Here is a 25,601-nt window from a genome sequence, read left to right on the forward strand (position 1 = left end):
CGCTTAATAGCTAAAGATTTTGCGATAAATCGCATGACTAAAAAAGGGAAGCTTAGGCTTCCCTTTTTGTTGCTTGTAAGAAAATATAATTTTTTTCGTTTGTTTTTCAAACAACGCTTGCAACTAAAAGTGTGATCTGTATAATGCATCGCACTGGTTAAGCCAGTTGTGAACCAATGAGCAGCGAGGAAAGTGCTGATTCCTACAGAGTAGGGTGAGTACTTAGAATGAATACTCAGCTTATGTTCGCGGTTAATATTATTAGACATTACTCTAATGAGTGATCGTTAGATGTAAATTCTAATATAAGTTAACTGACAATGTGTCCTAATTTTGGACCTATGGTTTCACATAAATCAATCGACATTCTCTCGTTCTTACGGGATTGAGTGGCGATATTGTTTGTGTATTTATTATTGGAGCTCTGTCTCATGCAGAACCAACGTATACGTATCCGCCTAAAAGCATTCGATTACAAATTAATCGATCAGTCTACAGCGGAAATCGTTGAAACAGCTAAGCGCACTGGCGCTCAGGTTCGTGGTCCTATTCCACTACCTACTCGTAAAGAGCGTTTTACTGTTCTTACTTCTCCTCACGTTAACAAAGACGCACGTGACCAGTACGAAATTCGTACTCACAAGCGTTTAATCGACATTGTTGAGCCAACAGATAAAACTGTTGACGCACTAATGCGTTTAGACCTTGCTGCTGGCGTTGATGTTCAAATTAGCCTAGGTTAAGGGGAGATTATTATGATTGGTCTAGTCGGTCGTAAAGTGGGCATGACCCGCATCTTTACCGAAGAAGGCGTTTCTATCCCAGTAACAGTAGTTGAAGTTGAAGTTAACCGTGTTTCTCAAGTGAAAACTGTAGAAACAGATGGCTACAACGCAATTCAAGTTACTTGTGGTTCTAAGAAAGCTAACCGCGTATCTAAGCCTGAAGCTGGTCACTTTGCGAAAGCAGGTGTTGAAGCAGGTCGCGGTCTTTGGGAATTCCGTTTAGAAAGCGGTGAAGAATTCGCAGTTGGCGCTGAGCTAAGTGTTGAAATCTTTAACGAAATCAAAAAAGTAGACGTTACTGGTACATCTAAAGGTAAGGGCTTCCAAGGCGCTGTTAAGCGTTGGAACTTCCGTACTCAAGATATGACTCACGGTAACTCTTTGTCTCACCGTGCTCCGGGTTCAATTGGCCAATGTCAAACTCCAGGTCGCGTATTTAAAGGCAAAAAAATGGCAGGTCACATGGGTGCTGAGCGTTGTACGACTCAAAACCTAGAGATCGTACGTGTTGACGCTGAGCGCAATCTGCTTCTTATTAAAGGTGCAGTACCAGGCTCAACAGGTGGCAACGTGATCGTTAAACCAGCTGTTAAAGCATAACGTCTTAGGAGTATGTAATGGAACTAATGGTTAAAGGTGCTGCGGCACTAACTGTTTCCGAAACTACTTTCGGACGTGAGTTTAACGAAGCTCTTGTACACCAAGTAGTTGTTGCTTATGCAGCAGGTGCTCGTCAAGGTACTCGCGCTCAAAAAACACGTTCAGAAGTATCTGGCGGTGGCGCTAAGCCATGGCGTCAAAAAGGTACAGGCCGAGCTCGTGCGGGTACTATTCGTAGCCCAATCTGGCGTTCAGGTGGTGTTACTTTTGCTGCGAAACCACAAGATCACAGCCAAAAAGTAAACAAAAAAATGTACCGTGGTGCTCTTAAGAGCATTCTTTCTGAGTTAGTTCGTCAAGATCGTCTGATCGTTGTAGACAACTTCTCAGTTGAAGCACCTAAAACTAAAGAGCTAGTTGCTAAGCTTAAAGAGCTTGAGCTTAACGATGTTCTTATCGTAACTGGCGAAGTAGATGAGAATCTATTCTTAGCTGCTCGTAACCTTTACAAAGTTGACGCACGTGACGTTGCTGGTATTGATCCAGTAAGCCTAGTGGCATTCAACAAGGTTCTAATGACTGCAGCTGCAGTTAAGCAAGTTGAGGAGATGCTGGCATGATCAGTGAAGAGCGTCTACTAAAAGTTCTACGTGGCCCTATTATCTCTGAAAAAGCAACGATGGCTGCTGAAGGCAATAACACTATTGTTTTCAAAGTAGCAATCAATGCAACTAAAAAAGAGATTAAAGCAGCAGTAGAAAAGTTGTTTGAAGTTGAAGTTAAGTCTGTAAATACCCTTATCACTAAGGGCAAGACCAAACGTCAAGGTGCACGCCAAGGCCGTCGTTCAGACGTGAAAAAAGCGTACGTAATCTTGAAAGAAGGTCAAGACCTAGACTTCGTTGGCGGCGCGGAATAACAGGAGTAGTTAAAAATGGCTATTGTTAAATGTAAGCCGACTTCCCCTGGTCGTCGTCACGTTGTAAAAATCGTTAACGCTGACCTACATAAGGGTAAGCCATACGCACCTCTTTTAGAGAAAAACTCTAAATCTGGTGGTCGTAACAATAACGGTCGTATTACAGTACGTCACGTTGGTGGTGGTCATAAGCAACACTACCGTCTAATTGACTTTAAACGTACTAAAGATGGCATCCCAGCTATCGTTGAACGTTTAGAATACGATCCAAACCGTAGTGCAAACATTGCACTAGTTCTGTTCGCAGACGGTGAGCGTCGTTACATTATCGCACCAAAAGGTCTTAAAGCCGGCGATACAGTACAATCAGGTGTTGATGCGCCAATCAAAGCAGGTAACTGCTTACCATTGCGCAACATCCCAGTAGGTTCTACTGTTCACTGTGTTGAATTAAAACCTGGTAAGGGCGCGCAAGTTGCACGTTCTGCTGGTGCATACGCACAAATCATTGCTCGTGATGGCGCTTATGTGACATTACGTCTACGCTCTGGTGAGATGCGTAAAGTTCTTTCTGAAGGTCGTGCGACTATCGGTGAAGTTGGTAACTCTGAACACATGCTACGTGAGCTAGGCAAAGCCGGTGCTACACGCTGGCGCGGTGTTCGTCCAACGGTACGTGGTGTTGCAATGAACCCAGTGGATCACCCACACGGTGGTGGTGAAGGTCGTACATCAGGCGGTCGTCACCCAGTATCACCTTGGGGTATGCCAACTAAGGGCTTCAAGACTCGTAAGAATAAATCTACTGACAAGTACATTGTACGTCGTCGTAACAAATAATCTATAAAGAGGAATCGCCATGCCACGTTCTCTCAAGAAAGGTCCTTTTATTGACCTACACTTGCTGAAGAAGGTAGAGAAAGCGGTGGAAAGCGGAGACAAAAAGCCTATTAAGACTTGGTCCCGTCGTTCAATGATCATTCCAACTATGATCAACTTGACCATCGCTGTCCATAATGGTCGCCAGCATGTACCAGTTTTCGTTACAGAAGACATGATTGGTCACAAGCTGGGCGAATTTGCACCTACTCGTACTTATCGTGGCCATGCTGCAGATAAGAAAGCTAAAAAGCGTTAGGAGGTAGAATATGGAAGCTATTGCTAAACATCGTTTTGCCAGCATTTCTCCACAAAAGGCTCGCTTAGTTGCGGACCAAATTCGTGGGAAATCAGTAGACCAAGCTCTTGAAATTCTTACTTTCAGCAACAAAAAAGCTGCAGTATTAATTAAGAAAGTTGTTGAGTCTGCTATCGCAAACGCTGAACACAACGAAGGTGCAGATATCGACGATCTAAATGTCGCTAAAATCTTCGTAGACGAAGGCCCTATCATGAAGCGTATTATGCCTCGTGCTAAAGGTCGTGCAGATCGCATCTTGAAGCGTTCAAGCCACATCACTATCGTTGTAGCTGATCGTTAAAGACTAGGAGATTAAGCAAATGGGTCAAAAAGTACATCCTAATGGTATTCGTCTTGGCATCGTTAAGCCTTGGAATGCTACATGGTTTGCTAGTAGCCAAGAGTTCGCTGACAACCTAGACGGCGACTTCAAGGTACGTCAGTATCTTACTAAAGAACTGAAAAAAGCATCTCTATCACGCATCGTTATCGAGCGTCCTGCTAAGAGTATCCGTGTGACTATTCACACTGCTCGTCCAGGCGTTGTTATCGGTAAGAAAGGTGAAGACGTAGAGAAACTACGCGCAGGCGTAGCAAAAATCGCAGGTGTTCCAGCGCAAATCAACATTGCAGAAGTTCGCAAGCCTGAGCTAGACGCTCAACTTGTAGCTGACAGCATTGCTTCTCAACTAGAACGTCGTGTTATGTTCCGTCGTGCTATGAAGCGTGCGGTACAAAATGCAATGCGTCTAGGCGCTAAAGGCATCAAAGTACAAGTAGGTGGCCGTCTAGGCGGTGCTGAAATCGCACGTTCTGAGTGGTATCGTGAAGGTCGTGTACCTCTACATACTCTACGTGCTGACATTGATTACGCAACTTCTTCGGCTCACACTCAATACGGTGTGATCGGCGTTAAAGTTTGGATCTTCAAAGGTGAAGTTCTAGGCGGTATGCCAGCTGCTAATGCAGTAGAGCCTAAGGCTGACAAGCCTAAGAAGCAGCGTAGAAGCCGTAAGTAAGGAGCTGACTGATGCTACAACCAAAACGTACTAAGTTCCGTAAGGTTATGACTGGTCGTAACCGTGGTCTTGCTAAAGGCACTGAAGTAAGCTTCGGCGACTTCGGTCTTAAAGCTGTAGGCCGTGGTCGTCTAACTGCTCGTCAGATTGAAGCGGCTCGTCGTGCTATGACGCGTCACATTAAGCGTCAAGGTCAAATCTGGATCCGTGTGTTCCCAGACAAACCTATCACAGAAAAACCGCTTGAAGTTCGTCAAGGTAAGGGTAAAGGTAACGTTGAGTACTGGGTAGCCCAAATCCAACCTGGAAAGGTTATGTACGAAATGAACGGCGTACCTGAAGAGTTGGCACGTGAAGCGTTCCGCCTAGCGGCACGTAAACTGCCTATCAAAACTACTTTTGTAACTAAGCAGGTGATGTGATGAAAGCACAAGATCTACGCGAGAAAAACGTTGAAGAGCTTAATGAAGAGCTTCTGAATTTGCTACGTGAACAGTTTAACTTGCGCATGCAAGCTGCGACTGGTCAACTACAGCAAACTCATACTCTGAAAGCTGTACGTCGTGATATCGCACGTGTTAAAACTTTACTGAATGAGAAGGCTGGCGCATAATGAGCGAGAAAATTCGTACTATGCAAGGTCGTGTAGTTAGCGACAAAATGGACAAGTCTATTGTTGTTGCTATTGAACGCATGGTGAAACACCCGATCTACGGTAAATACATCAAGCGCACGACTAAGCTTCACGCACATGATGAAAACAACGAGTGTGGCCTAGGCGATACTGTTGAGATTCGTGAATGTCGCCCACTGTCTAAGACTAAATCTTGGACTTTGGTAAACATTGTAGAAAAAGCAAAAGCTTAATTTGTTGATTCTATAGCGATTCTAAGCGGCTCCGAACTTTTTTTGGAGCCGTTTATTTTTAGACTACCTTTATTTAAAATATGGTGATATAATCCCCATCCCTTTTAAAGAGGCAGCCCGACCCGTGATGGGTCTAGTTTTAAATATTTAGCGGAGCACTAACAATGATCCAAATGCAAAGTACACTTGACGCTGCAGATAACTCTGGTGCGCGCAAGGTAATGTGTATTAAGGTTCTGGGTGGCTCTCACCGCCGTTATGCACATATCGGAGACATCATTAAAGTTACTGTTAAGGAAGCAATTCCTCGCGGTAAAGTTAAGAAAGGTGATGTTCTGAAGGCGGTAGTAGTGCGCACTCGTAAAGGCGTTCGTCGCCCAGACGGTTCTATCATTCGCTTCGACCGTAATGCTTGCGTATTGTTGAATGACACTACTGAGCAACCAGTCGGTACACGTATCTTTGGTCCAGTGACTCGTGAACTTCGTAATGCGAAATTCATGAAAATTGTTTCACTAGCACCAGAAGTTCTGTAAGGAGCGGTAAGATGGCAGCTAAAATCCGTCGTAATGACGAAGTAATCGTTCTTGTCGGTAAAGATAAAGGCAAGAAAGGTAAAGTAACTAAGGTTCTTGAAACTGGTAAAGTTATCGTTGAAGGTATCAACCTTGTTAAAAAGCACCAGAAGCCTGTACCGGCTCTTGGTCAGCAAGGTGGTATTGTTGAGAAAGAAGCAGCAATTGATGCTTCTAACATCGCAATCTACAACGAAGCTACTGGTAAAGCGGACCGTATCGGTTTCCGTTTTGAAGAAGGCAAAAAAGTGCGTTTCTTCAAATCAAACGGCGAAACCATTTCTAACTAATAGATAGAAGCAATTTGGAGTTCTACTATGGCGAAACTGCATGATTACTACAAGTCGTCTGTAGTCGCTGAGCTTACCAAAGAGTTCAGCTACTCAAGCGTCATGCAAGTCCCTAGGGTTGAAAAAATCACCCTAAACATGGGTGTTGGTGAAGCAATCAATGATAAAAAGCTTCTAGAAAACGCTGCTGCCGATATGGCAATTATCTCTGGTCAAAAACCATTGATTACTAAAGCGCGTAAATCTGTTGCTGGTTTTAAAATCCGTGAAGGCTACCCAATCGGTTGTAAAGTAACCCTACGTGGCGAACGTATGTGGGAATTCTTAGAGCGTTTAATCTCTATTGCACTTCCACGAGTACGTGATTTCCGTGGTGTTAGCGCGAAGTCTTTTGACGGTCGCGGTAACTACAGCATGGGCGTTCGCGAGCAAATCATCTTCCCTGAGATCGACTATGATAAAGTTGATCGTGTACGCGGTCTTGATATTACTATCACGACGTCTGCGAATACAGATGCGGAAGGCCGAGCTCTGCTGGCTGCCTTTAACTTCCCATTCCGTAAGTAAGGTGAAGGGTTACTGTTATGGCTAAACAATCTATGAAAGCACGTGAAGCTAAACGTGCAAAACTTGTAGCTAAGTTCGCTGAAAAGCGTTCGGCGCTAAAAGTTCTAATTAGCGATGTAAATGCTTCTGAAGAAGAGCGTTGGGATGCAGTTCTTAAATTGCAAGCTCTACCTCGTGATTCAAGTGCATCTCGTCAGCGTAATCGTTGCAACCAAACTGGTCGTCCACACGGTTACCTACGTAAGTTCGGTTTAAGCCGTATTAAGGTTCGTGAAGCTTGCATGAAAGGCGAGATTCCGGGTCTTCGTAAGGCTAGCTGGTAATTGCCACTTAATCATTTGGAGTAAATCATATGAGCATGCAAGATCCGATTTCGGATATGCTGACCCGCGTTCGCAACGGTCAATCAGCAAATAAAGTTGCTGTTAAAATGCCTTCTTCAAAGCTTAAAGTTGCAATTGCTGCACTACTTAAAGCTGAAGGCTACATCGCTGACTTCGCTGTTGAAGGCGAAATCAAACCTGAGCTAGAAATCACTCTTAAGTATTTCCAAGCTAAACCAGTTATCGAGCAAATCCAACGAGTTTCTCGTCCAGGTCTTCGTGTATACAAGAAGAACGACGCGTTACCATCTGTTATGGGTGGTCTTGGTATTGCTGTTGTTTCTACATCAAAAGGCCTAATGTCTGATCGCGCTGCGCGTAAAGCTGGTCTTGGTGGCGAAATTATCTGCTACGTAGCTTAATAGGAGTAGGATATGTCTCGTGTTGCTAAAGCACCTGTAGTAATTCCTGCTGGCGTAGAAGTTAAACTGAACGGCCAGGAAATCACTATTAAAGGTGGTAAAGGTGAACTAACTCGCGTACTTAACAGTGCTGTAGTTGTTTCACAAGAAGATAACACTGTTGTATTTGGTCCTCGCGAAGGCGTGGCTAATGCTTGGGCTCAAGCTGGTACAGCTCGTGCACTAGTTAACAACATGGTTATCGGCGTTAATGAAGGCTTTACTAAGAAGCTAACTCTTAAAGGTGTAGGTTACCGTGCTGCTATGAAAGGCAACTCTGTAGCTCTAACTCTTGGCTTCTCACACCCAGTAGAGCACGCTCTACCAGAAGGTATTAAAGCTGAGTGTCCAACTCAAACTGAGATCGTTTTAACTGGTTGCGATAAGCAAGTAGTTGGTCAAGTTGCTGCGGATATTCGTTCATACCGTCAGCCTGAGCCTTACAAAGGCAAAGGTGTTCGTTACGCCGATGAAATCGTGCGTACTAAAGAAGCTAAGAAGAAGTAGGGTATCACTATGGATAAGAAAGCATCTCGCATCCGTCGTGCTACACGTGCACGTCGTAAGATTGCTGAACTGTGTGCAACTCGCCTTGTAGTACACCGTACTCCGCGTCATACGTACGCTCAGGTAATCGCACCAAACGGCTCAGAGGTTATCGCTGCCGCTTCTACTGTAGAAAAGGCAATCCGTGAGCAAGTTGGAAACACTAGCAACAAAGCTGCAGCTCAAGCAATTGGTAAATTAATTGCAGAGCGCGCTATCGAAAAAGGCATTACTAATGTTGCTTTCGATCGTTCTGGTTTCCAATACCACGGCCGAGTAGCGGCGCTAGCAGATTCTGCTCGCGAAGCTGGTCTGAAATTCTAAGGTAGGGTTGGAAGATGGCTAAAGAACAACAACAAGCTACAGATTTGAACGAAAAGCTAATTGCTGTTAACCGTGTTTCTAAAACGGTTAAAGGTGGTCGAATCTTTAGCTTTACTGCACTAACAGTTGTTGGTGACGGTAATGGTCGTGTAGGTTTCGGTTACGGCAAAGCTCGTGAAGTACCTGCAGCGATTCAAAAATCAATGGAAAAAGCACGTCGTAACATGTTTACGATTGCACTTAACGAAGGTACTCTTCACCATTCTGTTAAAGGTCGCCACACTGGTTCAAAAGTGTACATGCAACCTGCTTCAGAAGGTACAGGTATCATCGCAGGTGGTGCTATGCGTGCAGTACTAGAGGTTGTGGGTGTCCGCAACGTTCTAGCAAAAGCTTACGGCTCTACTAACCCAATCAACGTTGTTCGCGCAACGATTGCTGGTTTAAGTAGCGTTAAGTCACCTGAGATGGTAGCTGCTAAGCGTGGTCTAACTGTTGAATCTATTTCGGAGTAAGTACCATGTCTAAAACTATCAAAGTAACTCAGACTAAAAGCTCTATCGGTCGCCTACCTAAGCACATTTTGTGCCTTAAAGGTCTAGGTCTTCGTCGCATCAACCATACAGTAGAAATTGAAGATACTCCGTGTAACCGCGGTATGATCAACAAAGTTTACTACATGGTTAAGATTGAGGAGTAATCAGAAATGCGTTTGAATACTCTATCACCGGCTGCTGGCTCTAAACCTTCTAAGAAGCGTGTAGGTCGTGGTATCGGTTCTGGCCTAGGTAAAACTGGTGGCCGTGGTCACAAAGGCCAAAAATCACGTTCTGGCGGTAAAGTTCGCGTTGGTTTTGAAGGCGGTCAAATGCCTCTGAAACAACGTTTACCTAAATTTGGCTTTACTTCACGTAAGAGCCTAGTAACTGCAGAAGTTCGTCTAAGCGAACTTGCTAAAGTTGAAGGTAACGTTATCGATCTAAACAGCCTTAAAGCTGCTAACGTAATCACTAAGAACATTGTGTTCGCGAAAGTTGTACTTTCTGGTGAAATCGCTACTGCTGTAACTGTTAAAGGTCTACGCGTAACGAAAGGCGCTAAAGCTGCGATTGAAGCTGCAGGCGGTAAGATCGAGGAATAATCCTCGAAGGATGAGGTACAATGGCAAAGAAACCAGGAAAAGAAGTAAGTAGTGCACAGAACGGCCTAGCTGAACTGAAATCGCGTCTGTTATTTGTTATAGGTGCGCTTTTAGTGTTCCGAGCTGGCTCATTTGTGCCAATTCCTGGGATTGACGCTGCTGTCCTTGCTGATCTTTTTGAACAGCAACAGGGTACCATCATTGAACTGTTTAACATGTTTTCTGGTGGTGCACTGTCTCGTGCCTCAATTCTTGCTTTAGGTATTATGCCGTATATTTCGGCATCTATCGTTGTTCAGCTGTTAACAGTTGTTCATCCACCTCTAGCAGAGTTGAAAAAAGAAGGTGAGTCTGGTCGTCGTAAGATTAACCAGTACACACGTTATGGCACCTTGGTGCTGGCTACATTCCAAGCAATTGGTATTGCAACCGGTCTACCAAGCATGATTCCAGGGTTAGTTGCTAACCCTGACATGATGTTCTATCTGACAGCTACAGTAAGTTTAGTAACTGGTACCATGTTCTTAATGTGGTTAGGTGAGCAAATTACTGAGCGTGGCATTGGTAACGGTATATCTTTGATTATTTTCACAGGTATCGTTGCTGGTTTACCACCGGCTATCGGAGAAACGATTCAGCAGGCGCGTCAAGGTGAACTGCACGTGCTTCTTCTATTACTAATTGCAGTTTTATCATTTGCAGTTATCTACTTTGTAGTGTTCATGGAGCGTGGTCAACGTCGTATCGTCGTTAACTATGCGAAGCGTCAGCAAGGCCGTAAGGTATTTGCAGCTCAAAGTACTCACCTTCCATTAAAAATAAATATGGCTGGTGTGATTCCTGCAATTTTTGCATCAAGTATTATACTATTCCCTGGGACATTGGCTCAGTGGTTTGGTGGTAATGGTGAAGGAACATTCGGTTGGTTAACTGATGTTTCCATGGCGTTAAGCCCTGGTCAGCCGTTATATGTAATGCTTTATGCAGCAGCAATTATCTTCTTCTGTTTCTTCTATACAGCGTTGGTGTTTAACCCGCGTGAAACAGCAGATAACTTGAAGAAGTCTGGTGCATTCGTACCCGGAATCCGCCCAGGTGAACAGACTACGAAATATATTGATAAAGTAATGACTCGTCTAACCTTAGCTGGTGCGATGTATATCACCTTTATCTGTCTGATTCCCGAGTTTATGATGATAGCTTGGAACGTACGCTTCTATTTTGGCGGTACTTCCCTACTAATCGTAGTTGTTGTTATCATGGACTTTATGGCACAGGTTCAGACTCATCTGATGTCTCAACAGTATGAGTCCGTGTTGAAGAAGGCCAATCTGAAAGGCTACGGCCGTTAATTTCAGATTCCAATTTTACGGAGTTTAGCAATGAAAGTTCGTGCTTCCGTTAAAAAAATCTGCCGCAACTGTAAAGTTATTAAGCGCAACGGTGTTGTGCGTGTAATTTGCGTTGAACCAAAGCATAAGCAACGCCAAGGTTAATTAGCAGAAATTTTTACTTGATATATTAAGTTAGGCCGAGTATTATTCTCGGCCTACCTTTTGTGTGCAAAAGAAGTAGTTATAGTCGCAACGTATCCTCAACGGGCTTTGTTGCGGCTCTTCTTAAGAAAAAGTACTAGGAGTGAATAGTGGCCCGTATAGCAGGCATTAACATTCCTGATCATAAACATGCAGTAATCGCTTTAACAGCGATCTACGGAATCGGTAAGACTCGCTCTCAAGCTATTTTAGCTGAAGTGGGTATTGCTGAAAATGTTAAGATCAGTGAACTGAATGATGAGCAGATTGATATTCTGCGTGATGGTGTTGCCAAATACACTGTAGAAGGCGATCTACGTCGTGAAGTATCGATGAACATCAAGCGTCTAATGGACCTTGGTTGTTATCGTGGTCTTCGTCACCGTCGCAGTCTACCGTTACGTGGACAGCGTACTAAAACCAACGCACGTACCCGTAAAGGTCCGCGCAAGCCGATCAAAAAATAATCGGATAAGGTAGAGAGTACAATGGCAAAACAACCTACTCGCGCTCGTAAGCGCGTTCGCAAGCAAGTAGCGGATGGCGTAGCGCACATCCATGCTTCTTTCAACAACACAATCGTAACCATTACTGACCGTCAAGGTAACGCACTAGCTTGGGCTACTGCAGGTGGTTCTGGTTTCCGTGGTTCTCGTAAATCTACGCCGTTCGCTGCACAAGTTGCTGCTGAGCGTTGTGGTGAAATGGCCAAAGAATATGGCGTTAAGAACCTTGAAGTTATGGTTAAGGGCCCTGGTCCTGGTCGTGAGTCAACTATCCGTGCATTAAACGCTGCTGGATACCGCATCACAAATATTGTTGATGCTACTCCGATCCCTCATAACGGTTGTCGTCCACCTAAGAAACGTCGCGTTTAAGTTTCGTTTCTAGGAATATTGGAGAAAGAACATGGCAAGATATTTGGGTCCTAAGCTGAAGCTTAGCCGTCGCGAAGGCACAGATTTATTCCTTAAATCTGGTGTACGTGCGATCGATACCAAGTGTAAAATTGATAACGCTCCAGGTGTACACGGCGCTCGTCGCGGTCGTCTATCTGAGTACGGCGTTCAGCTTCGTGAGAAGCAAAAAGTTCGTCGTATGTACGGCGTTTTAGAAAAACAATTCCGTAACTACTACAAAGATGCTGCTCGTATTAAAGGCAACACAGGTGAAAACCTACTTCAACTTCTTGAAGGTCGTCTAGATAACGTAGTTTACCGTATGGGTTTTGGCGCTACACGTGCTGAATCTCGTCAACTAGTTAGCCATAAGTCTATTCTAGTTAATGGTAAAGTAGTTAACGTTCCTTCTTTCAAAGTTGCGGCGAACGATGTTGTTTCTATTCGTGAAAAAGCTAAACAGCAATCACGTATTAAAGCTGCTCTAGAAGTTGCTGAACAACGCGAAAAACCAACTTGGATTGAAGTAGATGCTGGCAAAATGGAAGGTACGTTTAAGCGTCTTCCTGAACGTTCTGATTTGTCTGCCGACATCAACGAACACTTGATCGTCGAGCTTTACTCTAAGTAAGGCTTAAATAAAGAGAGGACACAATGCAGGGTTCTGTAACAGAATTTCTAAAGCCGCGTCTTGTTGACATTGAACAAGTTAGCATGACTCACGCAAAAGTAACTCTTGAGCCGTTAGAGCGTGGTTTCGGCCACACTCTAGGTAACGCTCTACGTCGTATTTTACTATCTTCAATGCCGGGTTGTGCCGTAACTGAAGTAGAAATCGAAGGCGTATTACATGAGTACAGCACCAAAGAAGGTGTTCAGGAAGATATCCTTGAAATCCTTCTAAACCTTAAAGGCCTTGCCGTTAAGGTTGAGGGTAAAGATGAAGTTATCATTACTCTTAACAAGTCTGGTGCAGGCCCTGTTGTTGCAGGTGACATCACCCATGATGGTGATGTTGAGATTGCGAACCCAGAGCATGTAATCTGCCACTTAACTGATGACAATGCTGAAATCAGCATGAGAATCAAGGTAGAGCGTGGTCGCGGCTATGTACCGTCAACAGCGCGTATCCATACTGAAGAAGATGAGCGTCCAATTGGTCGTCTGCTTATCGATGCAACTTACAGCCCAGTAGATAAAATTTCTTACTCGGTTGAAGCGGCACGTGTTGAGCAACGTACTGACTTAGACAAGCTTGTTATCGATATGGAAACAAATGGTACGCTTGATCCTGAGGAAGCTATCCGTCGTGCAGCTACAATTTTAGCTGAGCAACTGGATGCATTTGTAGATCTTCGTGATGTACGAGTTCCTGAAGAGAAAGAAGAAAAGCCAGAGTTCGATCCGATCCTACTGCGTCCTGTAGACGATCTTGAACTAACGGTTCGCTCTGCTAACTGTTTGAAAGCAGAAGCGATTCACTACATTGGTGATCTGGTGCAGCGCACTGAGGTTGAGCTACTTAAAACGCCAAACCTTGGTAAGAAGTCTTTAACTGAAATTAAAGATGTTCTAGCTTCACGTGGTCTTTCTTTAGGCATGCGCCTAGAGAACTGGCCACCAGCGTCTATCGCTGAAGATTAATCAGTTCACTAATTATCTAGTTAGAAGGATTAGGTCATGCGCCATCGTAAGAGTGGTCGTCAACTCAACCGCAACAGCAGCCACCGTAAAGCTATGTTTAGCAATATGGCTTGCTCTTTGGTTCGTCACGAGATTATCAAGACGACTGTACCAAAAGCAAAAGAGCTTCGCCGTGTAGTTGAGCCTTTGATTACATTAGCTAAGATTGACAGTGTTGCTAACCGTCGTCTTGCATTTGCTCGCACTCGTGATAACGAAGTTGTAGCAAAACTATTTACCGAGTTAGGTCCACGCTTTGCACAACGTGCTGGTGGTTACACTCGTATTCTGAAGTGCGGTTTCCGTGCAGGTGATAAAGCGCCAATGGCTTACATTGAGCTTGTAGATCGCCCAGAAGTAGAAGCTGCAGCTGAGTAATCAGAAGTAGTTTCAAGAAAAAACCGAGTCCTAGGACTCGGTTTTTTTGTTTCTGTACTATTGTATTTCGGTTATATTCTTTGTTATTCCGATTTAATAACAATGTAACTAATTAGATCGTCTATTTATTACGTAGTAAAATCACTTAAGAGTAATACCAATTTACATAAGTATTTGATTATTCTTGCCATTCATCAAGAAAATCTTGAACCTTATCTACCATATTGCTTGAGCCAACGAAGAAAGGTACACGCTGATGTAATTCTGTTGGTTTGATATCTAGAATACGTTGTTCTCCATCTGTCGCTTTACCTCCTGCCTCTTCAATCAACATTGCCATAGGGTTGCATTCATAGAGTAGTCGTAGCTTTCCATTTGGGTAAGCTTGAGTGCTTGGGTAAAGATAAATGCCGCCTTTTAATAAATTTCTATGGAAGTCAGCAACTAAAGAACCAATATAACGAGATGTATATGGTCGATTATCTTCAGGCTTCATTTCTTGGCAGTATTTTAAGTATTGTTTAATCCCTTCAGGAAAACGGATGTAATTTCCTTCGTTGATAGAATAAATATTACCATCTTTAGGGATCTTCATATCTTCATGAGATAAACAGAAGACACCAAGTGATGGATCATAGGTAAAACCATGAACGCCATTTCCTGTGCTATAGACCAACATGGTTGATGAACCATAAATAATATAGCCTGCAGCAACTTGTTGGTTTCCTGGTTGTAGGAAATCTTCTTCTGTAGGAGGTGTACCAATTGGTGAAATACGACGATAAATAGAGAAAATAGTCCCTACAGATACGTTAACATCAATATTTGATGACCCATCTAGTGGATCCATCAATACTACGTATTTAGCGTCTTTATTTAATGCTTTATTAAAGGCAACGGCTTCATCTTCTTCTTCACTAGCTACACCACAGACTTGCCCTCGATTTTCTAATGCCGCCTTGAATTTATCATTAGCGTAAAGATCGAGTTTTTGTTGCTGTTCACCTTGAATATTTTCTTCACCTGATGCGCCAGTGATATCAACCAGTCCCGCCTTATTTATCTCACGGTTTACAATTTTAGCAGCCAATTTAATTGAACCAATAAGGGAAGAGAGTTCTCCACTTGCATGAGGGAAGTCATGTTGCTTGGCAACAATGAATTCACCGAGGGTTCTTATTTCAGACATAGTTATTCCTTTAATTCTCTGTTATTAGATATCAATGCTAAGTAGGGTTAGGTACTGATTTATTTTTACAGTGGTTGTGTTACTGTTTGCTGTAATTCATTCTATAGCATAGAACTTTTTAAGAGTATTGAAGTAACTTTGAATTGAGGTTGCTTACTAATTTAATAAATAAGACGGTTGTAATTATGCATATTCATATCCTTGGTATCTGTGGCACCTTCATGGGAGGCGCTGCAACATTAGCCCGTCAGCTTGGGCATAAAGTCACTGGGTGCGATGCTAACGTTTACCCTCCAATGAGCACGTTATTAGAGTCTCAAGGCATTGAGATTATCCAAGGATTTGATCCGAGTCAGCTAGACCCCGCACCAGACCTAGTGGTAATTGGTAATGCAATGAGCCGTGGAAATCCATGTGTTGAGTATGTCTTAGATAAGAACCTGAAATACACCTCTGGTCCACAATGGTTACAAGAGTTTTTGTTGCAAGATCGCTGGGTGATGGCGGTTGCTGGTACTCATGGTAAAACAACAACGGCGAGTATGTTGACATGGGTGCTTGAAGAGTGTGGTTATAAACCAGGCTTTTTAGTCGGTGGCGTGCTTGGTAACTTCGGAGAGTCGGCTCGATTAGGCGAAAGCATGTTTTTTGTGGTCGAAGCAGATGAATATGACAGTGCTTTTTTTGATAAGCGTTCTAAGTTTGTGCATTACCGTCCACGTACGCTTGTATTGAATAATCTAGAGTTTGATCATGCGGATATCTTTGATGATCTTGCTGCTATTCAGCGCCAATTTCATCACTTAATTCGAACGGTTCCAAGTACAGGCCGTATTTTTGCACCAAAACAAGATAAACCACTTGAGCAAGTATTAGAGCTGGGATGCTGGAGTGAGCTTGAATTTACAGGCGAAGATGGTCAGTGGAAGGCAATAAAGCTAGAAAAAGATGGCAGTGTATTTGACGTTTATTTTGAAGGCGAGAAAGTTGGACAAGTTAATTGGGATTTAGTCGGTGATCATAATGTGAGTAATGCATTGATGGTTATCGCTTCTGCTCGCCATGTTGGTGTTACTCCTGATTTAGCCTGTGAAGCGTTAGGTAAGTTTATTAATACTAAACGTCGTCTAGAGTTTAAAGGTGAGGTTAATGGGGTGACGGTTTATGATGATTTTGCTCATCACCCAACAGCGATTGATCTAACGCTAGGTGGCCTACGTAATAAAGTGGGTGATAAGAAGATTATCGCGGTATTAGAACCACGTTCAAGTACCATGAAACTCGGTGTACACAAAGATACATTAGCGGCCTCTTTACATGCGGCTGATGCGGTTTATCTTTTCCAACCAGACAATATTTCTTGGTCTGTTGATGAGGTTGCACAACAATGCGCTCAACCTGCTTATACCCATAATAACATCGATATTTTTGTTGATATGATTGTGGCCGAAGCACAGCCGGGCGATCAAATATTGGTAATGAGTAACGGTGGTTTTGAAGGCATTCACGGAAAATTACTTGAGAAGTTAAACTAACAATGAAATCTGAAAAGAGAGCGATTACTTTAGCAATGACAGGCGCATCTGGTGCGCCCTATGGTCTACGCTTGCTTGAATGTTTATTAGCGGCAGATTATCACGTTTATTTTTTAATATCGTCAGCGGCTCGTGTTGTGATGGCGACAGAACATAGTTTGAAGCTCCCAAGCGGCCCTGATGCAATGAAAGCAGCGTTAGTTGAACACTTAGGTTGTAATGCAGATAACTTAACCGTTTGTGGCAAAGAGGATTGGTTCTCACCAGTGGCTTCAGGTTCTGCCGCACCAAAACAAATGATAGTGTGTCCATGCTCGGCAGGGAGTGTGGCATCAATTGCTCATGGTATTTCAGATAACTTAATAGAGCGTGCTGCGGATGTGGTGTTAAAAGAGCGAGGGCAGTTAATTCTAGTTGTTCGCGAAACGCCATTTTCTACATTACACCTAGAGAATATGTTAAAGCTATCTCAAATGGGTGCGACGATCATGCCGGCAGCCCCAGGTTTTTATCATCAGCCTCAATCAATAGAAGACTTAGTTGATTTTATGGTGGCGAGAATTTTGGACCACCTTGGGGTTGAACAAGGATTAGTTCCACGTTGGGGATACGATCACCGTTGATATAATCAATATGCTTAGAGAAAACCTCTGGCTCATTGCTTGATTCACACATACAATATCGCTTCTCATCGGGGAGCAATAGATATCGGCTTATTTAAGTTGGTATTCGCTGAGATTAGTAAGGGTTGGATAATGCTTACTTAAACCCGTACTACCTGACTCAGATAATGCTGGCGTAGGGATTGAGATGACATCCTCTTAGAGAATATCACCTTAATTCTGTGCCGCTCAAAAGGATGTAAGCGCACACAATGAACACTCTTTCTATTTCCTCTCCTCTTAAATTATTACCAAGTGTCTTAGCGATGGCTACGGCAACTTCTTTTGCTGTTTCAGCAGCAGAAACCAAAACGTTAACTGTTTATACCTATGACTCTTTTGCGGCTGATTGGGGCCCGGGCCCAACGGTTGAAGCGGCTTTTGAAGCGCAATGTGGCTGTGATTTAAACTTGGTTGCACTTGATGACGGAGTGTCTATTTTAAATCGTCTTCGATTAGAAGGGAAAAATGCCAAAGCAGATATCGTCTTAGGGTTAGATAACAACTTAATGGCAGAAGCGAAAGCAACAGGGTTATTAGCTCAGCATCAAGTAAATACAGATTCAGTGACTTTACCGGGAGGTTGGAATGACACTACGTTCGTTCCTTATGATTTTGGTTACTTTGCGTTTGTTTATAATAAAGAAAAAGTAGCAAATCCGCCTAAAAGCTTAAAAGAGTTAGTCGAGCAGCGTGATGATCTAAAAGTGATTTATCAAGATCCTAGAACATCAACACCGGGCCAAGGTTTATTACTTTGGATGAAATCGGTTTATGGAGATGAAGCACCACAAGCGTGGAAGCAGCTAGCGAAAAAAACCGTTACTGTTACAAAAGGGTGGTCTGAAGCCTACAGCATGTTCTTAGAGGGGGAGTCTGATTTAGTTCTCTCTTATACCACATCTCCAGCGTATCACTTGATTGCAGAAAAAGATGACAAGTTTACAGCGGCTGATTTTTCAGAAGGGCACTACACTCAAGTTGAAGTAGCGGCTAAAGTAAAAAATACTAAAAATAATGCACTGGCGGATGAGTTCTTAGCGTTTATTTTAAGTGATAAATTCCAATCAGCAATGCCAACTGGAAACTGGATGTATCCTGTGACTGATGTTGCATTACCTCAAGGTTTCGATAGTCTGACGGTGCCTAGTAAAGCCTTATCATTTAATTCTCAAGAGATCTCGCAACAACGTAAATCATGGATCCGAGAGTGGCAACACGCTCTAACATTTTAATTTGATATAAGGAGTACAGATGTGCTCCTTTCTTTTGGCAATGATGAAAAAAAAATCTTCTTATAATTCTGTTCCTCTATTGGGATATGTAATCGCAATTGTCATTATTGGCTTTGTTGGTGGGGCGATAAGCGCTCTATTTTTAGAATCGCCAAGTTTGGATTTGAGCTTAATTTGGTCTGATCGTTATTATCGCTACATTACTCAGTTCAGCTTATACCAAGCATTTCTCTCTGCTTTATTAAGCATTAGTTTGGCTATTCCTACTGCATATGCGTTATCACGCCGTCAGTTTAAAGGACGAAGCCTTTTACTTAAGCTTTGTGCAACTACGCTTGTGCTTCCTGCATTAGTGGGTGTTTTTGGCTTACTCTCTATTTATGGCAATAGCGGTTTAATCTCCGATTTATTTCAGTGGTTTGGTTACTCCTTACCATTTTCTATCTATGGCCTTAATGGCATTTTACTCGCACATGTTTTTTTCAATTATCCTTTTGCGACTCGTTTATTTTTACAAAGTTTAGATTCGATCCCCACAGAGCAGCATCAGTTAGCGGCGCATTTAGGGTTAATCGGTTGGAATAAATATCGATTAGTTGCGTGGCCGAGAGTAAAGCAACAATTGCCTCATGTGGCAGGTTTAGTCTTTATGCTTTGCTTCACCAGTTTTGCAACCGTAATGGCGCTAGGAGGTGGACCAAAATCAACCACTATTGAACTGGCTATCTATCAAGCGATTAAGTTTGATTTTGATTTGCAGTCGGGGGCTATTTTAGCTTTATGGCAGATGTTGCTATGTGGCGTACTTTCCTTGTTTATTCAACGTTTTTCTAAATCAGTGGCGGTTGACTCGGCATCTATTTCTCAAGCTGTATTGTATCAAGACTCAGCACAAGAGAAGCGGTGGGATAGAGGGTGGATTTTATTATTAATACTTTTTCTATTACCCCCATTACTGATGGTCGTACTCAGTGGCTTAAATTCAGAATTAATCAGAGTGCTTGGCTCGCAGGCGTTTTGGTTAGCGTTGGCTAATTCATTGATAGTCGCTTTAGGGGCTGCGGTATTAGCCATGCTATTTGGTGTGATGTTATTGCACACCACTCGAGCATTGAGATTAAAACAGAAACGTTTATGGGCAGATAAATTAGATCTGATAGGAACGATGATCTTAGTCACTCCAGGTTTGGTTATTAGTACCGGGTTATTTTTGTTATTGAGAAACATGACTGACGTATTTTCAATTGCTATTTGGATAGTTGTTGTCGTAAATGCACTTATGGCTCTGCCGTATGTGATAAAAACACTCGCTCAGCCCTTATTGCATATAGCGCAACAGTATCAATTATTATCGGCAAGTTTAGGGCTTTATGGTTTTACTCGTTTTCGATTGATTGAATGGCGAGCATTACGAAAACCCATGGCTCATGCGTTTGCCATTGCCTTTATTATGTCGATTGGTGATTTAAGTGCGGTAGCTTTATTTGGTAGCCAAGAGTTTAGAACATTGCCTTTGTATCTGTTTCAATTATTAGGAAGCTATCAAATGGAAGCTGCCTCAGTGGTATCCTTAAGCTTATTGTTATTAAGTGTTGGTGTATTTAGTGTCGTAGAGTGGTTATTCTCCTCTAAAAATAATCATAAAGGTGAATTGTAATGCTGAGCTTTTCAGAGGTGAAATACCGTTATCATTCAGAATTATTTGAGTTTGACTTAAAGGTGAATAAAGGGAATGTGGTGGCCATTCTTGGGCCGAGTGGTGCGGGGAAAAGTACATTACTGAGCTTGTTGGCTGGGTTTATTAGCCCTGAATCGGGTGATATCACAATTAATAATCTATCACTATTATCACAAGCGCCCCATCAGCGTCCGTTATCGATGCTATTTCAAGAGCACAATTTATTTGCCCACCTTTCTGTTTTCGACAATATTGGCTTGGGTATTAAGCCTAATTTACGTTTAAATGAAACAGAGAAAAGAAGTGTTACTCAGGCTGCTCAACAAGTTGGTGTTGATGAGTTATTGCATCGTTTGCCTGAGCAGTTATCGGGCGGGCAAAAGCAGCGAGTGGCTTTAGCTCGTTGTTTAGTGCAAAAGAAACCTGTTTTATTATTAGATGAACCCTTTTCAGCGCTTGATCCTATGCTAAGAGAAGAAATGATCGGGTTAATTCAACGCTTGATTGAAGAGCAACAATTAACCGTTTTAATGGTGACGCATAGCTTACAAGATGCAAAGGCATTAGCTTCTCATTATGCTTTTGTATGTCAGCACAAAGTATTGAGTTTTGGTGAAGTGTCGGCACTCGCCATGGAAGAGCATCCATCAGAATTAGTTCGTTATTTAAAGGCCGTTAAATAAACTTTTTCATCTCAAATTGAGTATAATCTACTACACTCATTTTTATGATAAATGGGCGTGACCTATGTGCTGTCATACAGTAACATTAGCGCCCTTTTGAACCTCGCCATTTTAGGCTGTTATTCTTGGTTCTAAAATTCTCACTCTATATAAAATAAATTAATTTTGAGGTGTGTTACCACTATGTCATTTGCTTTGGGCCAACGTTGGATCAGTGATACAGAAAGTGATTTGGGTTTAGGAACCGTAGTTGCGGTTGACGATAGAACCGTATCGATACTTTTTGCCGCATCAGAAGAAAATCGTTTATACGCAAGACACGATGCACCCGTTACCCGAGTGATGTTCAATAAGGGAGATACAATTGAAAGCCATGAGGGCTGGTCACTTGAAGTCGAAGACGTTATCGAAGATGGCGGTCTACTTACTTATATCGGAACTCGTGTCGATACTGATGAAGCGAATGTTGTCCTTCGTGAAACATTACTAAGCCATCAGATCCGCTTTAATAAGCCTCAAGATAAATTATTTGCAGGTCAAATTGATCGTATGGATCGTTTTGCGCTGCGCTTCCGTGCGCTGCAAAATCAATACGAACAACATAAAAACCCAATGCGTGGTTTGTGTGGTATGCGTGCAGGCTTAATTCCGCACCAGTTATTCATTGCACACGAAGTTGGCCGTCGTTATGCGCCACGTGTTTTATTGGCTGATGAAGTTGGCCTAGGTAAAACGATTGAAGCGGGTATGATCATTCACCAGCAAGTGCTGTCTGGCCGTGCTGAGCGTGTGTTAATCGTGGTTCCTGAAACACTACAGCATCAGTGGTTAGTTGAAATGATGCGTCGTTTTAACCTGCATTTTTCTATCTTTGATGAAGAACGTTGCGTTGAAGCTTATGCCGATTCTGAAAACCCATTTGATACTGCGCAGTTTGTATTGTGTTCATTAGATTTTATTCGTAAGAGTAAGCGTCGTTTCGAACAAGTTGTTGAAGCGGATTGGGATTTACTTGTGGTCGATGAAGCGCATCACCTTGAGTGGAACCAAACTAAACCAAGTCGTGAATACCAAGTAATTGAAGCAATTGCAGAAGAGACTGCAGGTGTTTTACTACTAACTGCAACACCAGAGCAATTAGGCCATGAAAGTCACTTTGCTCGCTTACGTTTGTTAGATCCTGATCGTTTCTATGATTACGATGCGTTTGTTGAAGAAGAGCGCCAATATCAACCTGTTGCTGATGCGGTTACCGCATTAATGAGTGGTGATACGCTATCTAACGAATCTAAAAATCGCATTGCAGATCTGCTTTCTGAGCAAGATGCGGAACCTCTGTTTAGAATTATTGAGTCCTCAACTTCTGAAGAAGAGCAAGCGCAAGCTCGTCAAGAGTTAGTTGATAATTTAATGGATCGCCATGGTACGGGTCGAGTGCTATTCCGTAATACTCGTGCTGCGATTAAAGGTTTCCCACAGCGTAATCTTAATTTAATGCCAATGCCTTTACCTTCTCAGTATGCAACGTCTATGCGTGTGGCAACGATGATGGGCGGTCGCATGACGGATGAAGCGCGTGCGATGAAGATGCTTTATCCAGAAGAGATCTTCCAAGAGTTCGAAGGTGATAGTGCGACGTGGTGGCAGTTTGATCCACGTGTTAACTGGTTACTTGAATTACTAAAAGAAAACCGTAATGAGAAGGTGCTAATTATTGCATCTCGTGCTTCCACTGCATTGCAATTAGAGCAAGCACTGCGTGAGCGTGAAGGTATTCGTGGTACGGTTTTCCATGAAGGCATGTCTATCATTGAGCGTGATAAAGCAGCCGCTTATTTCGCACAAGAAGAAGGCGGCGCACAGGTTCTGATCTGTTCTGAAATTGGCTCTGAAGGTCGTAACTTCCAGTTTGCTAATCAACTTGTCATGTTTGATTTGCCGTTTAACCCAGATCTTCTTGAGCAACGTATTGGCCGTTTGGATCGTATTGGTCAAAAACGTGATATCGATATTCATGTTCCGTACCTACAAGGTACATCTCAAGAGTTACTAGCACGTTGGTTTGATGAAGGTTTGAATGCCTTTGGTGAAACCTGCCCAACGGGACGTGCGGTGTATGATAAATTCTCAGATGCGATTATCTCAATTCTAGCGACAGGTAAATCAGATGGTTTGGAGCCATTGATTGAAGAGTCAGCAGCATTAAACAAAGAGCTAAAAGCCCAGTTAGAGCAAGGTCGTGACCGTTTATTAGAAGTGCATTCTAATGGTGGCGATAAAGCAAAAGAGATTGCAGAGAAAATTGCAGCGACCGATGGTGATACTAATCTGGTTAACTTTGCTTTAAATCTGTTTGATACCATTGGTTTAAATCAAGACGATAAAGGTGAAAACGCAATTGTAGTAACACCAGCAGAAAACATGTTGGTATCTAGCTACCCAGGTTTACCTTATGAAGGTTGTACCATTACCTTTGATCGTGAAACAGCATTGTCTCGTGAAGACATGAACTTGATCAGCTGGGAGCACCCAATGATCCAAGGTGGTATTGATTTAGTATTAACTGAAGGAGTAGGGGCTACAGCGGTTTCTTTATTGAAAAATAAAGCGCTACCTGCAGGAACATTATTGCTTGAACTCGTTTATGTGGTGGATGCACAAGCGCCTAAGCAAAGTGGCATTGGTCGCTTCTTACCGAAAACACCGATCCGCCTAATGATGGATGGTAAAGGGAATGACTTATCTGCTCAAGTTGAGTTTGAAAGCTTTAACCGTCAGTTAAGCCCTGTAAACCGTCATATGGCAAGTAAGCTTGTCAATTCGGTACAAAAAGAAATTCATGCGTTAATTGATAAGGCTGAAGTAAGTATTGAAGATCGTATTGAAGCGGTTCGTGTTGATGCGAATACTGAGATGAAAAATGCCTTAAATGCAGAGCTAGAACGCTTACAAGCATTAAAAGCAGTAAACCCAAATATTCGTGATGAAGAGTTAACTCAAATTGAAACTCAAATCAGCGAATTATCTGGTTATATTGGTAAAGCACAAGTTCAATTAGATTCATTACGTCTAATTGTAGTGAGCCATAATTAAGTAACGTAATGCTCTCTGAAGAATGGTATGTTTCAGAGAGCATGCCTAGAGTGAGTATAAACATGGCAATGCTAGAATATTTACCACCACAAGATCCATGGATAGATATTGTTTATCAAGATGAATCTATTTTAGTGGTAAACAAGCCATCTGGTTTATTATCTGTACCTGGCCGAGCTCCTGAGCACTACGATAGTATGTGGAGCCGTTTAAAGGTTGAATTCCCTGATATTCAAGTTGTACATCGTTTAGATATGTCTACGTCAGGGTTAATGTTGTTTGCAATGAATAAATACAGCGAACGTCATTTAAAAAAACAGTTTCAATACCGCCTAACGCACAAAATTTATTATGCGCGAGTATGGGGGCATATTGAGCAAGATGAAGGTGAAATTGACCTACCTTTAATTTGTGATTGGGAAAAAAGACCGAAACAGAAAGTCTGTTTTGAGCATGGCAAGCCTTCTCAAACTCGCTATCAAGTGGTAAGGCGTGAAGAGAAAACGACGATTGTTCGGTTGCTACCAATCACTGGACGTTCGCATCAATTACGAGTACACATGTTATCTATTGGGCATCCAATAGTAGGGGATGAATTTTATGCGAATGAGGAAGCGAAAAATTTCTCTTCTCGTTTGGAGTTGCACGCGGCTGAATTGAGCTTTTACCATCCCAAATCGGATTGGGTTCGTTCTATTTTTGTCCCTTGTGATTTTCATCCTGAAGCACAAGAAATGATGTTTTCTATTTATGATCCAATAAGAAAATTACCAGATTATAAAACACTGAAATCATCTTAATTATACAAATCTACATAAGTATTTGATCATTCTTGCTTGTTAAAATCTATTTTTCCTACGCAATTATCTGAACAACGACTTATCCAGAATGGTATTGGATATATTCAGTTCGAGAGGTTTATCTCGAACTGAATTTTTCATAATGCTTAGCCTTGAGGCTTTACAACCATCACATTAATTGTTGAGTTATCAACGACCTTACTTGCGACTGAACCTAACATCACTTTATCGATTTTTGAGCGCTTATGGCTTGGCATAACGATTAAGTCAGCGCCTAAACGTTCAGCATAATCTAAGATTGTGACATAAGGTTTTCCTTCAGATACGTGAACTTTATATACCACTTCTTCATCAACAAATTTTGCTGCAAATTCGTTTAATTGAGCGGAGACATCTTCTTTCATTTTTTTCGCGGCATCTTTAGGGAAGTAGGTCGAGACCATCGACATATGAATGCCCGGTAATACATTTAATAAATGCAGCTCAGCATTAGATTGTTTTGCATGCCAAACAGCTAACTCAACCGCTTTATCAGCAAAGCCTTTTTCATTTAAATCTACTGGAACCAATATTTGCTTATACATGATTTTATTACCTAATAAGGGGAGAGTGACTCCCCTAGATTCCATTCATT

The 25,601-nt window shown here is 42.5% G+C and carries 37 protein-coding genes and 1 riboswitch; of the genes, 35 read left to right on the forward strand and 2 right to left on the reverse strand.

The features are described from left to right. Nucleotides 1-431: 431 nt before the first annotated feature. The 28 genes from rpsJ (at nucleotide 432) to rplQ (ending at nucleotide 14,092) form a co-directional block, all read left to right on the forward strand. Nucleotides 432-743 (forward strand): 30S ribosomal protein S10, encoded by a 312-nt coding sequence (rpsJ, locus tag PVK63_RS17755; RefSeq protein WP_005417222.1) that lies wholly within the window; start codon nucleotides 432-434, stop codon nucleotides 741-743. A gap of 12 nt (nucleotides 744-755) precedes the next feature. Further along, the gene (gene rplC / locus PVK63_RS17760) at nucleotides 756-1,385 is read left to right on the forward strand and encodes a 50S ribosomal protein L3 (protein WP_060993968.1); all 630 of its coding nucleotides are present in this window, start codon (nucleotides 756-758) and stop codon (nucleotides 1,383-1,385) included. Nucleotides 1,386-1,402: 17 nt separating this feature from the next. Next, on the forward strand, nucleotides 1,403-2,005 hold the full coding sequence (gene rplD / locus PVK63_RS17765) for a 50S ribosomal protein L4 (RefSeq protein WP_130048645.1): 603 nt from the start codon (nucleotides 1,403-1,405) through the stop codon (nucleotides 2,003-2,005). Continuing rightward, on the forward strand, nucleotides 2,002-2,304 hold the full coding sequence (gene rplW, locus PVK63_RS17770; protein WP_130045879.1) for a 50S ribosomal protein L23: 303 nt from the start codon (nucleotides 2,002-2,004) through the stop codon (nucleotides 2,302-2,304). Before rplD ends, rplW begins: the two co-directional genes overlap by 4 nt. Before the next feature lie 15 nt (nucleotides 2,305-2,319). Next, entirely contained in the window at nucleotides 2,320-3,144 is an 825-nt protein-coding gene (gene rplB / locus PVK63_RS17775) for a 50S ribosomal protein L2 (protein ID WP_012549153.1), read from the forward strand. Between the two features lie 19 nt (nucleotides 3,145-3,163). Then, nucleotides 3,164-3,442: a 30S ribosomal protein S19 gene (rpsS, locus tag PVK63_RS17780; protein WP_012549154.1), complete on the forward strand. Its 279-nt coding sequence runs from the start codon at nucleotides 3,164-3,166 to the stop codon at nucleotides 3,440-3,442. A 10-nt stretch (nucleotides 3,443-3,452) separates the two neighbouring features. After that, nucleotides 3,453-3,785: a 50S ribosomal protein L22 gene (rplV, locus tag PVK63_RS17785; protein WP_045103050.1), complete on the forward strand. Its 333-nt coding sequence runs from the start codon at nucleotides 3,453-3,455 to the stop codon at nucleotides 3,783-3,785. Between the two features lie 19 nt (nucleotides 3,786-3,804). Next, nucleotides 3,805-4,503: a 30S ribosomal protein S3 gene (rpsC, locus tag PVK63_RS17790; protein ID WP_045103049.1), complete on the forward strand. Its 699-nt coding sequence runs from the start codon at nucleotides 3,805-3,807 to the stop codon at nucleotides 4,501-4,503. A gap of 11 nt (nucleotides 4,504-4,514) precedes the next feature. Beyond that, nucleotides 4,515-4,925, forward strand: a complete 411-nt coding sequence (gene rplP, locus PVK63_RS17795) for a 50S ribosomal protein L16 (protein ID WP_005417237.1) — start codon at nucleotides 4,515-4,517, stop codon at nucleotides 4,923-4,925. Then, nucleotides 4,925-5,116 carry a 50S ribosomal protein L29 gene (rpmC, locus tag PVK63_RS17800; RefSeq protein WP_005417238.1) on the forward strand — a complete coding sequence of 64 codons (192 nt, stop codon included), beginning with the start codon at nucleotides 4,925-4,927 and terminating at the stop codon, nucleotides 5,114-5,116. Before rplP ends, rpmC begins: the two co-directional genes overlap by 1 nt. Then, a complete protein-coding gene (gene rpsQ, locus PVK63_RS17805) occupies nucleotides 5,116-5,370 on the forward strand; it encodes a 30S ribosomal protein S17 (RefSeq protein WP_130048646.1) in 255 nt (84 codons plus the stop codon). The genes rpmC and rpsQ overlap by 1 nt, the downstream gene beginning before the upstream one ends. A gap of 164 nt (nucleotides 5,371-5,534) precedes the next feature. Then, a complete protein-coding gene (gene rplN, locus PVK63_RS17810; RefSeq protein WP_005417241.1) occupies nucleotides 5,535-5,906 on the forward strand; it encodes a 50S ribosomal protein L14 in 372 nt (123 codons plus the stop codon). Between the two features lie 11 nt (nucleotides 5,907-5,917). After that, nucleotides 5,918-6,235, forward strand: coding sequence for a 50S ribosomal protein L24 (gene rplX / locus PVK63_RS17815; protein WP_130045881.1), 318 nt, complete (start codon nucleotides 5,918-5,920; stop codon nucleotides 6,233-6,235). 27 nt (nucleotides 6,236-6,262) lie between these two features. Then, nucleotides 6,263-6,802, forward strand: coding sequence for a 50S ribosomal protein L5 (gene rplE / locus PVK63_RS17820; RefSeq protein ID WP_130045882.1), 540 nt, complete (start codon nucleotides 6,263-6,265; stop codon nucleotides 6,800-6,802). Nucleotides 6,803-6,819: 17 nt separating this feature from the next. Next, a complete protein-coding gene (gene rpsN, locus PVK63_RS17825; RefSeq protein WP_130045883.1) occupies nucleotides 6,820-7,125 on the forward strand; it encodes a 30S ribosomal protein S14 in 306 nt (101 codons plus the stop codon). 29 nt (nucleotides 7,126-7,154) lie between these two features. Continuing rightward, on the forward strand, nucleotides 7,155-7,547 hold the full coding sequence (gene rpsH / locus PVK63_RS17830; RefSeq protein WP_130045884.1) for a 30S ribosomal protein S8: 393 nt from the start codon (nucleotides 7,155-7,157) through the stop codon (nucleotides 7,545-7,547). A gap of 12 nt (nucleotides 7,548-7,559) precedes the next feature. Beyond that, entirely contained in the window at nucleotides 7,560-8,093 is a 534-nt protein-coding gene (gene rplF, locus PVK63_RS17835) for a 50S ribosomal protein L6 (protein ID WP_130048647.1), read from the forward strand. A gap of 9 nt (nucleotides 8,094-8,102) precedes the next feature. Further along, nucleotides 8,103-8,456, forward strand: coding sequence for a 50S ribosomal protein L18 (rplR, locus tag PVK63_RS17840; protein ID WP_130045886.1), 354 nt, complete (start codon nucleotides 8,103-8,105; stop codon nucleotides 8,454-8,456). Nucleotides 8,457-8,470: 14 nt separating this feature from the next. Beyond that, a complete protein-coding gene (gene rpsE, locus PVK63_RS17845) occupies nucleotides 8,471-8,971 on the forward strand; it encodes a 30S ribosomal protein S5 (protein WP_045103039.1) in 501 nt (166 codons plus the stop codon). A gap of 5 nt (nucleotides 8,972-8,976) precedes the next feature. Then, complete coding sequence (gene rpmD, locus PVK63_RS17850; protein WP_130045887.1) at nucleotides 8,977-9,156, forward strand: 50S ribosomal protein L30; 180 nt, start codon at nucleotides 8,977-8,979, stop codon at nucleotides 9,154-9,156. Between the two features lie 6 nt (nucleotides 9,157-9,162). Further along, nucleotides 9,163-9,597: a 50S ribosomal protein L15 gene (gene rplO / locus PVK63_RS17855; protein WP_130045888.1), complete on the forward strand. Its 435-nt coding sequence runs from the start codon at nucleotides 9,163-9,165 to the stop codon at nucleotides 9,595-9,597. Between the two features lie 20 nt (nucleotides 9,598-9,617). Next, on the forward strand, nucleotides 9,618-10,949 hold the full coding sequence (gene secY, locus PVK63_RS17860) for a preprotein translocase subunit SecY (RefSeq protein ID WP_130048648.1): 1,332 nt from the start codon (nucleotides 9,618-9,620) through the stop codon (nucleotides 10,947-10,949). Nucleotides 10,950-10,979: 30 nt separating this feature from the next. Further along, nucleotides 10,980-11,093 carry a 50S ribosomal protein L36 gene (gene rpmJ / locus PVK63_RS17865; RefSeq protein ID WP_005417265.1) on the forward strand — a complete coding sequence of 38 codons (114 nt, stop codon included), beginning with the start codon at nucleotides 10,980-10,982 and terminating at the stop codon, nucleotides 11,091-11,093. Between the two features lie 149 nt (nucleotides 11,094-11,242). Beyond that, nucleotides 11,243-11,599, forward strand: a complete 357-nt coding sequence (gene rpsM, locus PVK63_RS17870; RefSeq protein WP_130045890.1) for a 30S ribosomal protein S13 — start codon at nucleotides 11,243-11,245, stop codon at nucleotides 11,597-11,599. Between the two features lie 21 nt (nucleotides 11,600-11,620). Beyond that, nucleotides 11,621-12,010: a 30S ribosomal protein S11 gene (gene rpsK / locus PVK63_RS17875; protein WP_005303517.1), complete on the forward strand. Its 390-nt coding sequence runs from the start codon at nucleotides 11,621-11,623 to the stop codon at nucleotides 12,008-12,010. Between the two features lie 31 nt (nucleotides 12,011-12,041). Next, nucleotides 12,042-12,662 carry a 30S ribosomal protein S4 gene (rpsD, locus tag PVK63_RS17880; protein WP_045103035.1) on the forward strand — a complete coding sequence of 207 codons (621 nt, stop codon included), beginning with the start codon at nucleotides 12,042-12,044 and terminating at the stop codon, nucleotides 12,660-12,662. A gap of 23 nt (nucleotides 12,663-12,685) precedes the next feature. Continuing rightward, nucleotides 12,686-13,675 carry a DNA-directed RNA polymerase subunit alpha gene (locus PVK63_RS17885; protein WP_130045891.1) on the forward strand — a complete coding sequence of 330 codons (990 nt, stop codon included), beginning with the start codon at nucleotides 12,686-12,688 and terminating at the stop codon, nucleotides 13,673-13,675. A 36-nt stretch (nucleotides 13,676-13,711) separates the two neighbouring features. Then, nucleotides 13,712-14,092: a 50S ribosomal protein L17 gene (gene rplQ / locus PVK63_RS17890; RefSeq protein ID WP_130045892.1), complete on the forward strand. Its 381-nt coding sequence runs from the start codon at nucleotides 13,712-13,714 to the stop codon at nucleotides 14,090-14,092. A gap of 178 nt (nucleotides 14,093-14,270) precedes the next feature. Here rplQ and fbp read toward each other — a convergent pair whose 3' ends face one another. Continuing rightward, the gene (gene fbp / locus PVK63_RS17895) at nucleotides 14,271-15,281 is read right to left on the reverse strand and encodes a class 1 fructose-bisphosphatase (protein WP_130048649.1); all 1,011 of its coding nucleotides are present in this window, start codon (nucleotides 15,279-15,281) and stop codon (nucleotides 14,271-14,273) included. Nucleotides 15,282-15,466: 185 nt separating this feature from the next. On the opposite strand from fbp, the gene mpl reads away from it, so the two are divergent. The 7 genes from mpl to rluA all read left to right on the forward strand — a co-directional run bounded on the left by mpl (nucleotide 15,467) and on the right by rluA (nucleotide 24,967). Then, nucleotides 15,467-16,816, forward strand: coding sequence for a UDP-N-acetylmuramate:L-alanyl-gamma-D-glutamyl-meso-diaminopimelate ligase (mpl, locus tag PVK63_RS17900; RefSeq protein ID WP_274440793.1), 1,350 nt, complete (start codon nucleotides 15,467-15,469; stop codon nucleotides 16,814-16,816). A gap of 2 nt (nucleotides 16,817-16,818) precedes the next feature. Then, nucleotides 16,819-17,439: a flavin prenyltransferase UbiX gene (locus tag PVK63_RS17905; protein ID WP_130045895.1), complete on the forward strand. Its 621-nt coding sequence runs from the start codon at nucleotides 16,819-16,821 to the stop codon at nucleotides 17,437-17,439. A 59-nt stretch (nucleotides 17,440-17,498) separates the two neighbouring features. Next, a riboswitch (TPP riboswitch) is annotated at nucleotides 17,499-17,638 on the forward strand. A 52-nt stretch (nucleotides 17,639-17,690) separates the two neighbouring features. Beyond that, complete coding sequence (gene thiB, locus PVK63_RS17910; protein ID WP_130048651.1) at nucleotides 17,691-18,713, forward strand: thiamine ABC transporter substrate binding subunit; 1,023 nt, start codon at nucleotides 17,691-17,693, stop codon at nucleotides 18,711-18,713. Between the two features lie 19 nt (nucleotides 18,714-18,732). Further along, nucleotides 18,733-20,370, forward strand: a complete 1,638-nt coding sequence (thiP, locus tag PVK63_RS17915; protein ID WP_443111694.1) for a thiamine/thiamine pyrophosphate ABC transporter permease ThiP — start codon at nucleotides 18,733-18,735, stop codon at nucleotides 20,368-20,370. Then, nucleotides 20,370-21,074: a thiamine ABC transporter ATP-binding protein gene (gene thiQ, locus PVK63_RS17920; protein WP_274440794.1), complete on the forward strand. Its 705-nt coding sequence runs from the start codon at nucleotides 20,370-20,372 to the stop codon at nucleotides 21,072-21,074. The genes thiP and thiQ overlap by 1 nt, the downstream gene beginning before the upstream one ends. 183 nt (nucleotides 21,075-21,257) lie before the next feature. After that, nucleotides 21,258-24,167: an RNA polymerase-associated protein RapA gene (gene rapA / locus PVK63_RS17925; RefSeq protein WP_130048653.1), complete on the forward strand. Its 2,910-nt coding sequence runs from the start codon at nucleotides 21,258-21,260 to the stop codon at nucleotides 24,165-24,167. A gap of 62 nt (nucleotides 24,168-24,229) precedes the next feature. Beyond that, on the forward strand, nucleotides 24,230-24,967 hold the full coding sequence (gene rluA, locus PVK63_RS17930; protein ID WP_274440832.1) for a bifunctional tRNA pseudouridine(32) synthase/23S rRNA pseudouridine(746) synthase RluA: 738 nt from the start codon (nucleotides 24,230-24,232) through the stop codon (nucleotides 24,965-24,967). 146 nt (nucleotides 24,968-25,113) lie between these two features. On the opposite strand, the gene PVK63_RS17935 is transcribed toward rluA, so the two are convergent. Then, nucleotides 25,114-25,551 carry a universal stress protein gene (locus PVK63_RS17935; protein ID WP_130045899.1) on the reverse strand — a complete coding sequence of 146 codons (438 nt, stop codon included), beginning with the start codon at nucleotides 25,549-25,551 and terminating at the stop codon, nucleotides 25,114-25,116. Nucleotides 25,552-25,601 lie beyond the last annotated feature (50 nt).

Origin of the sequence: Aliivibrio sp. S2TY2 (assembly GCF_028765525.1) — a bacterium.
Classification (GTDB): Bacteria; Pseudomonadota; Gammaproteobacteria; order Enterobacterales; family Vibrionaceae; genus Aliivibrio; species Aliivibrio finisterrensis_A.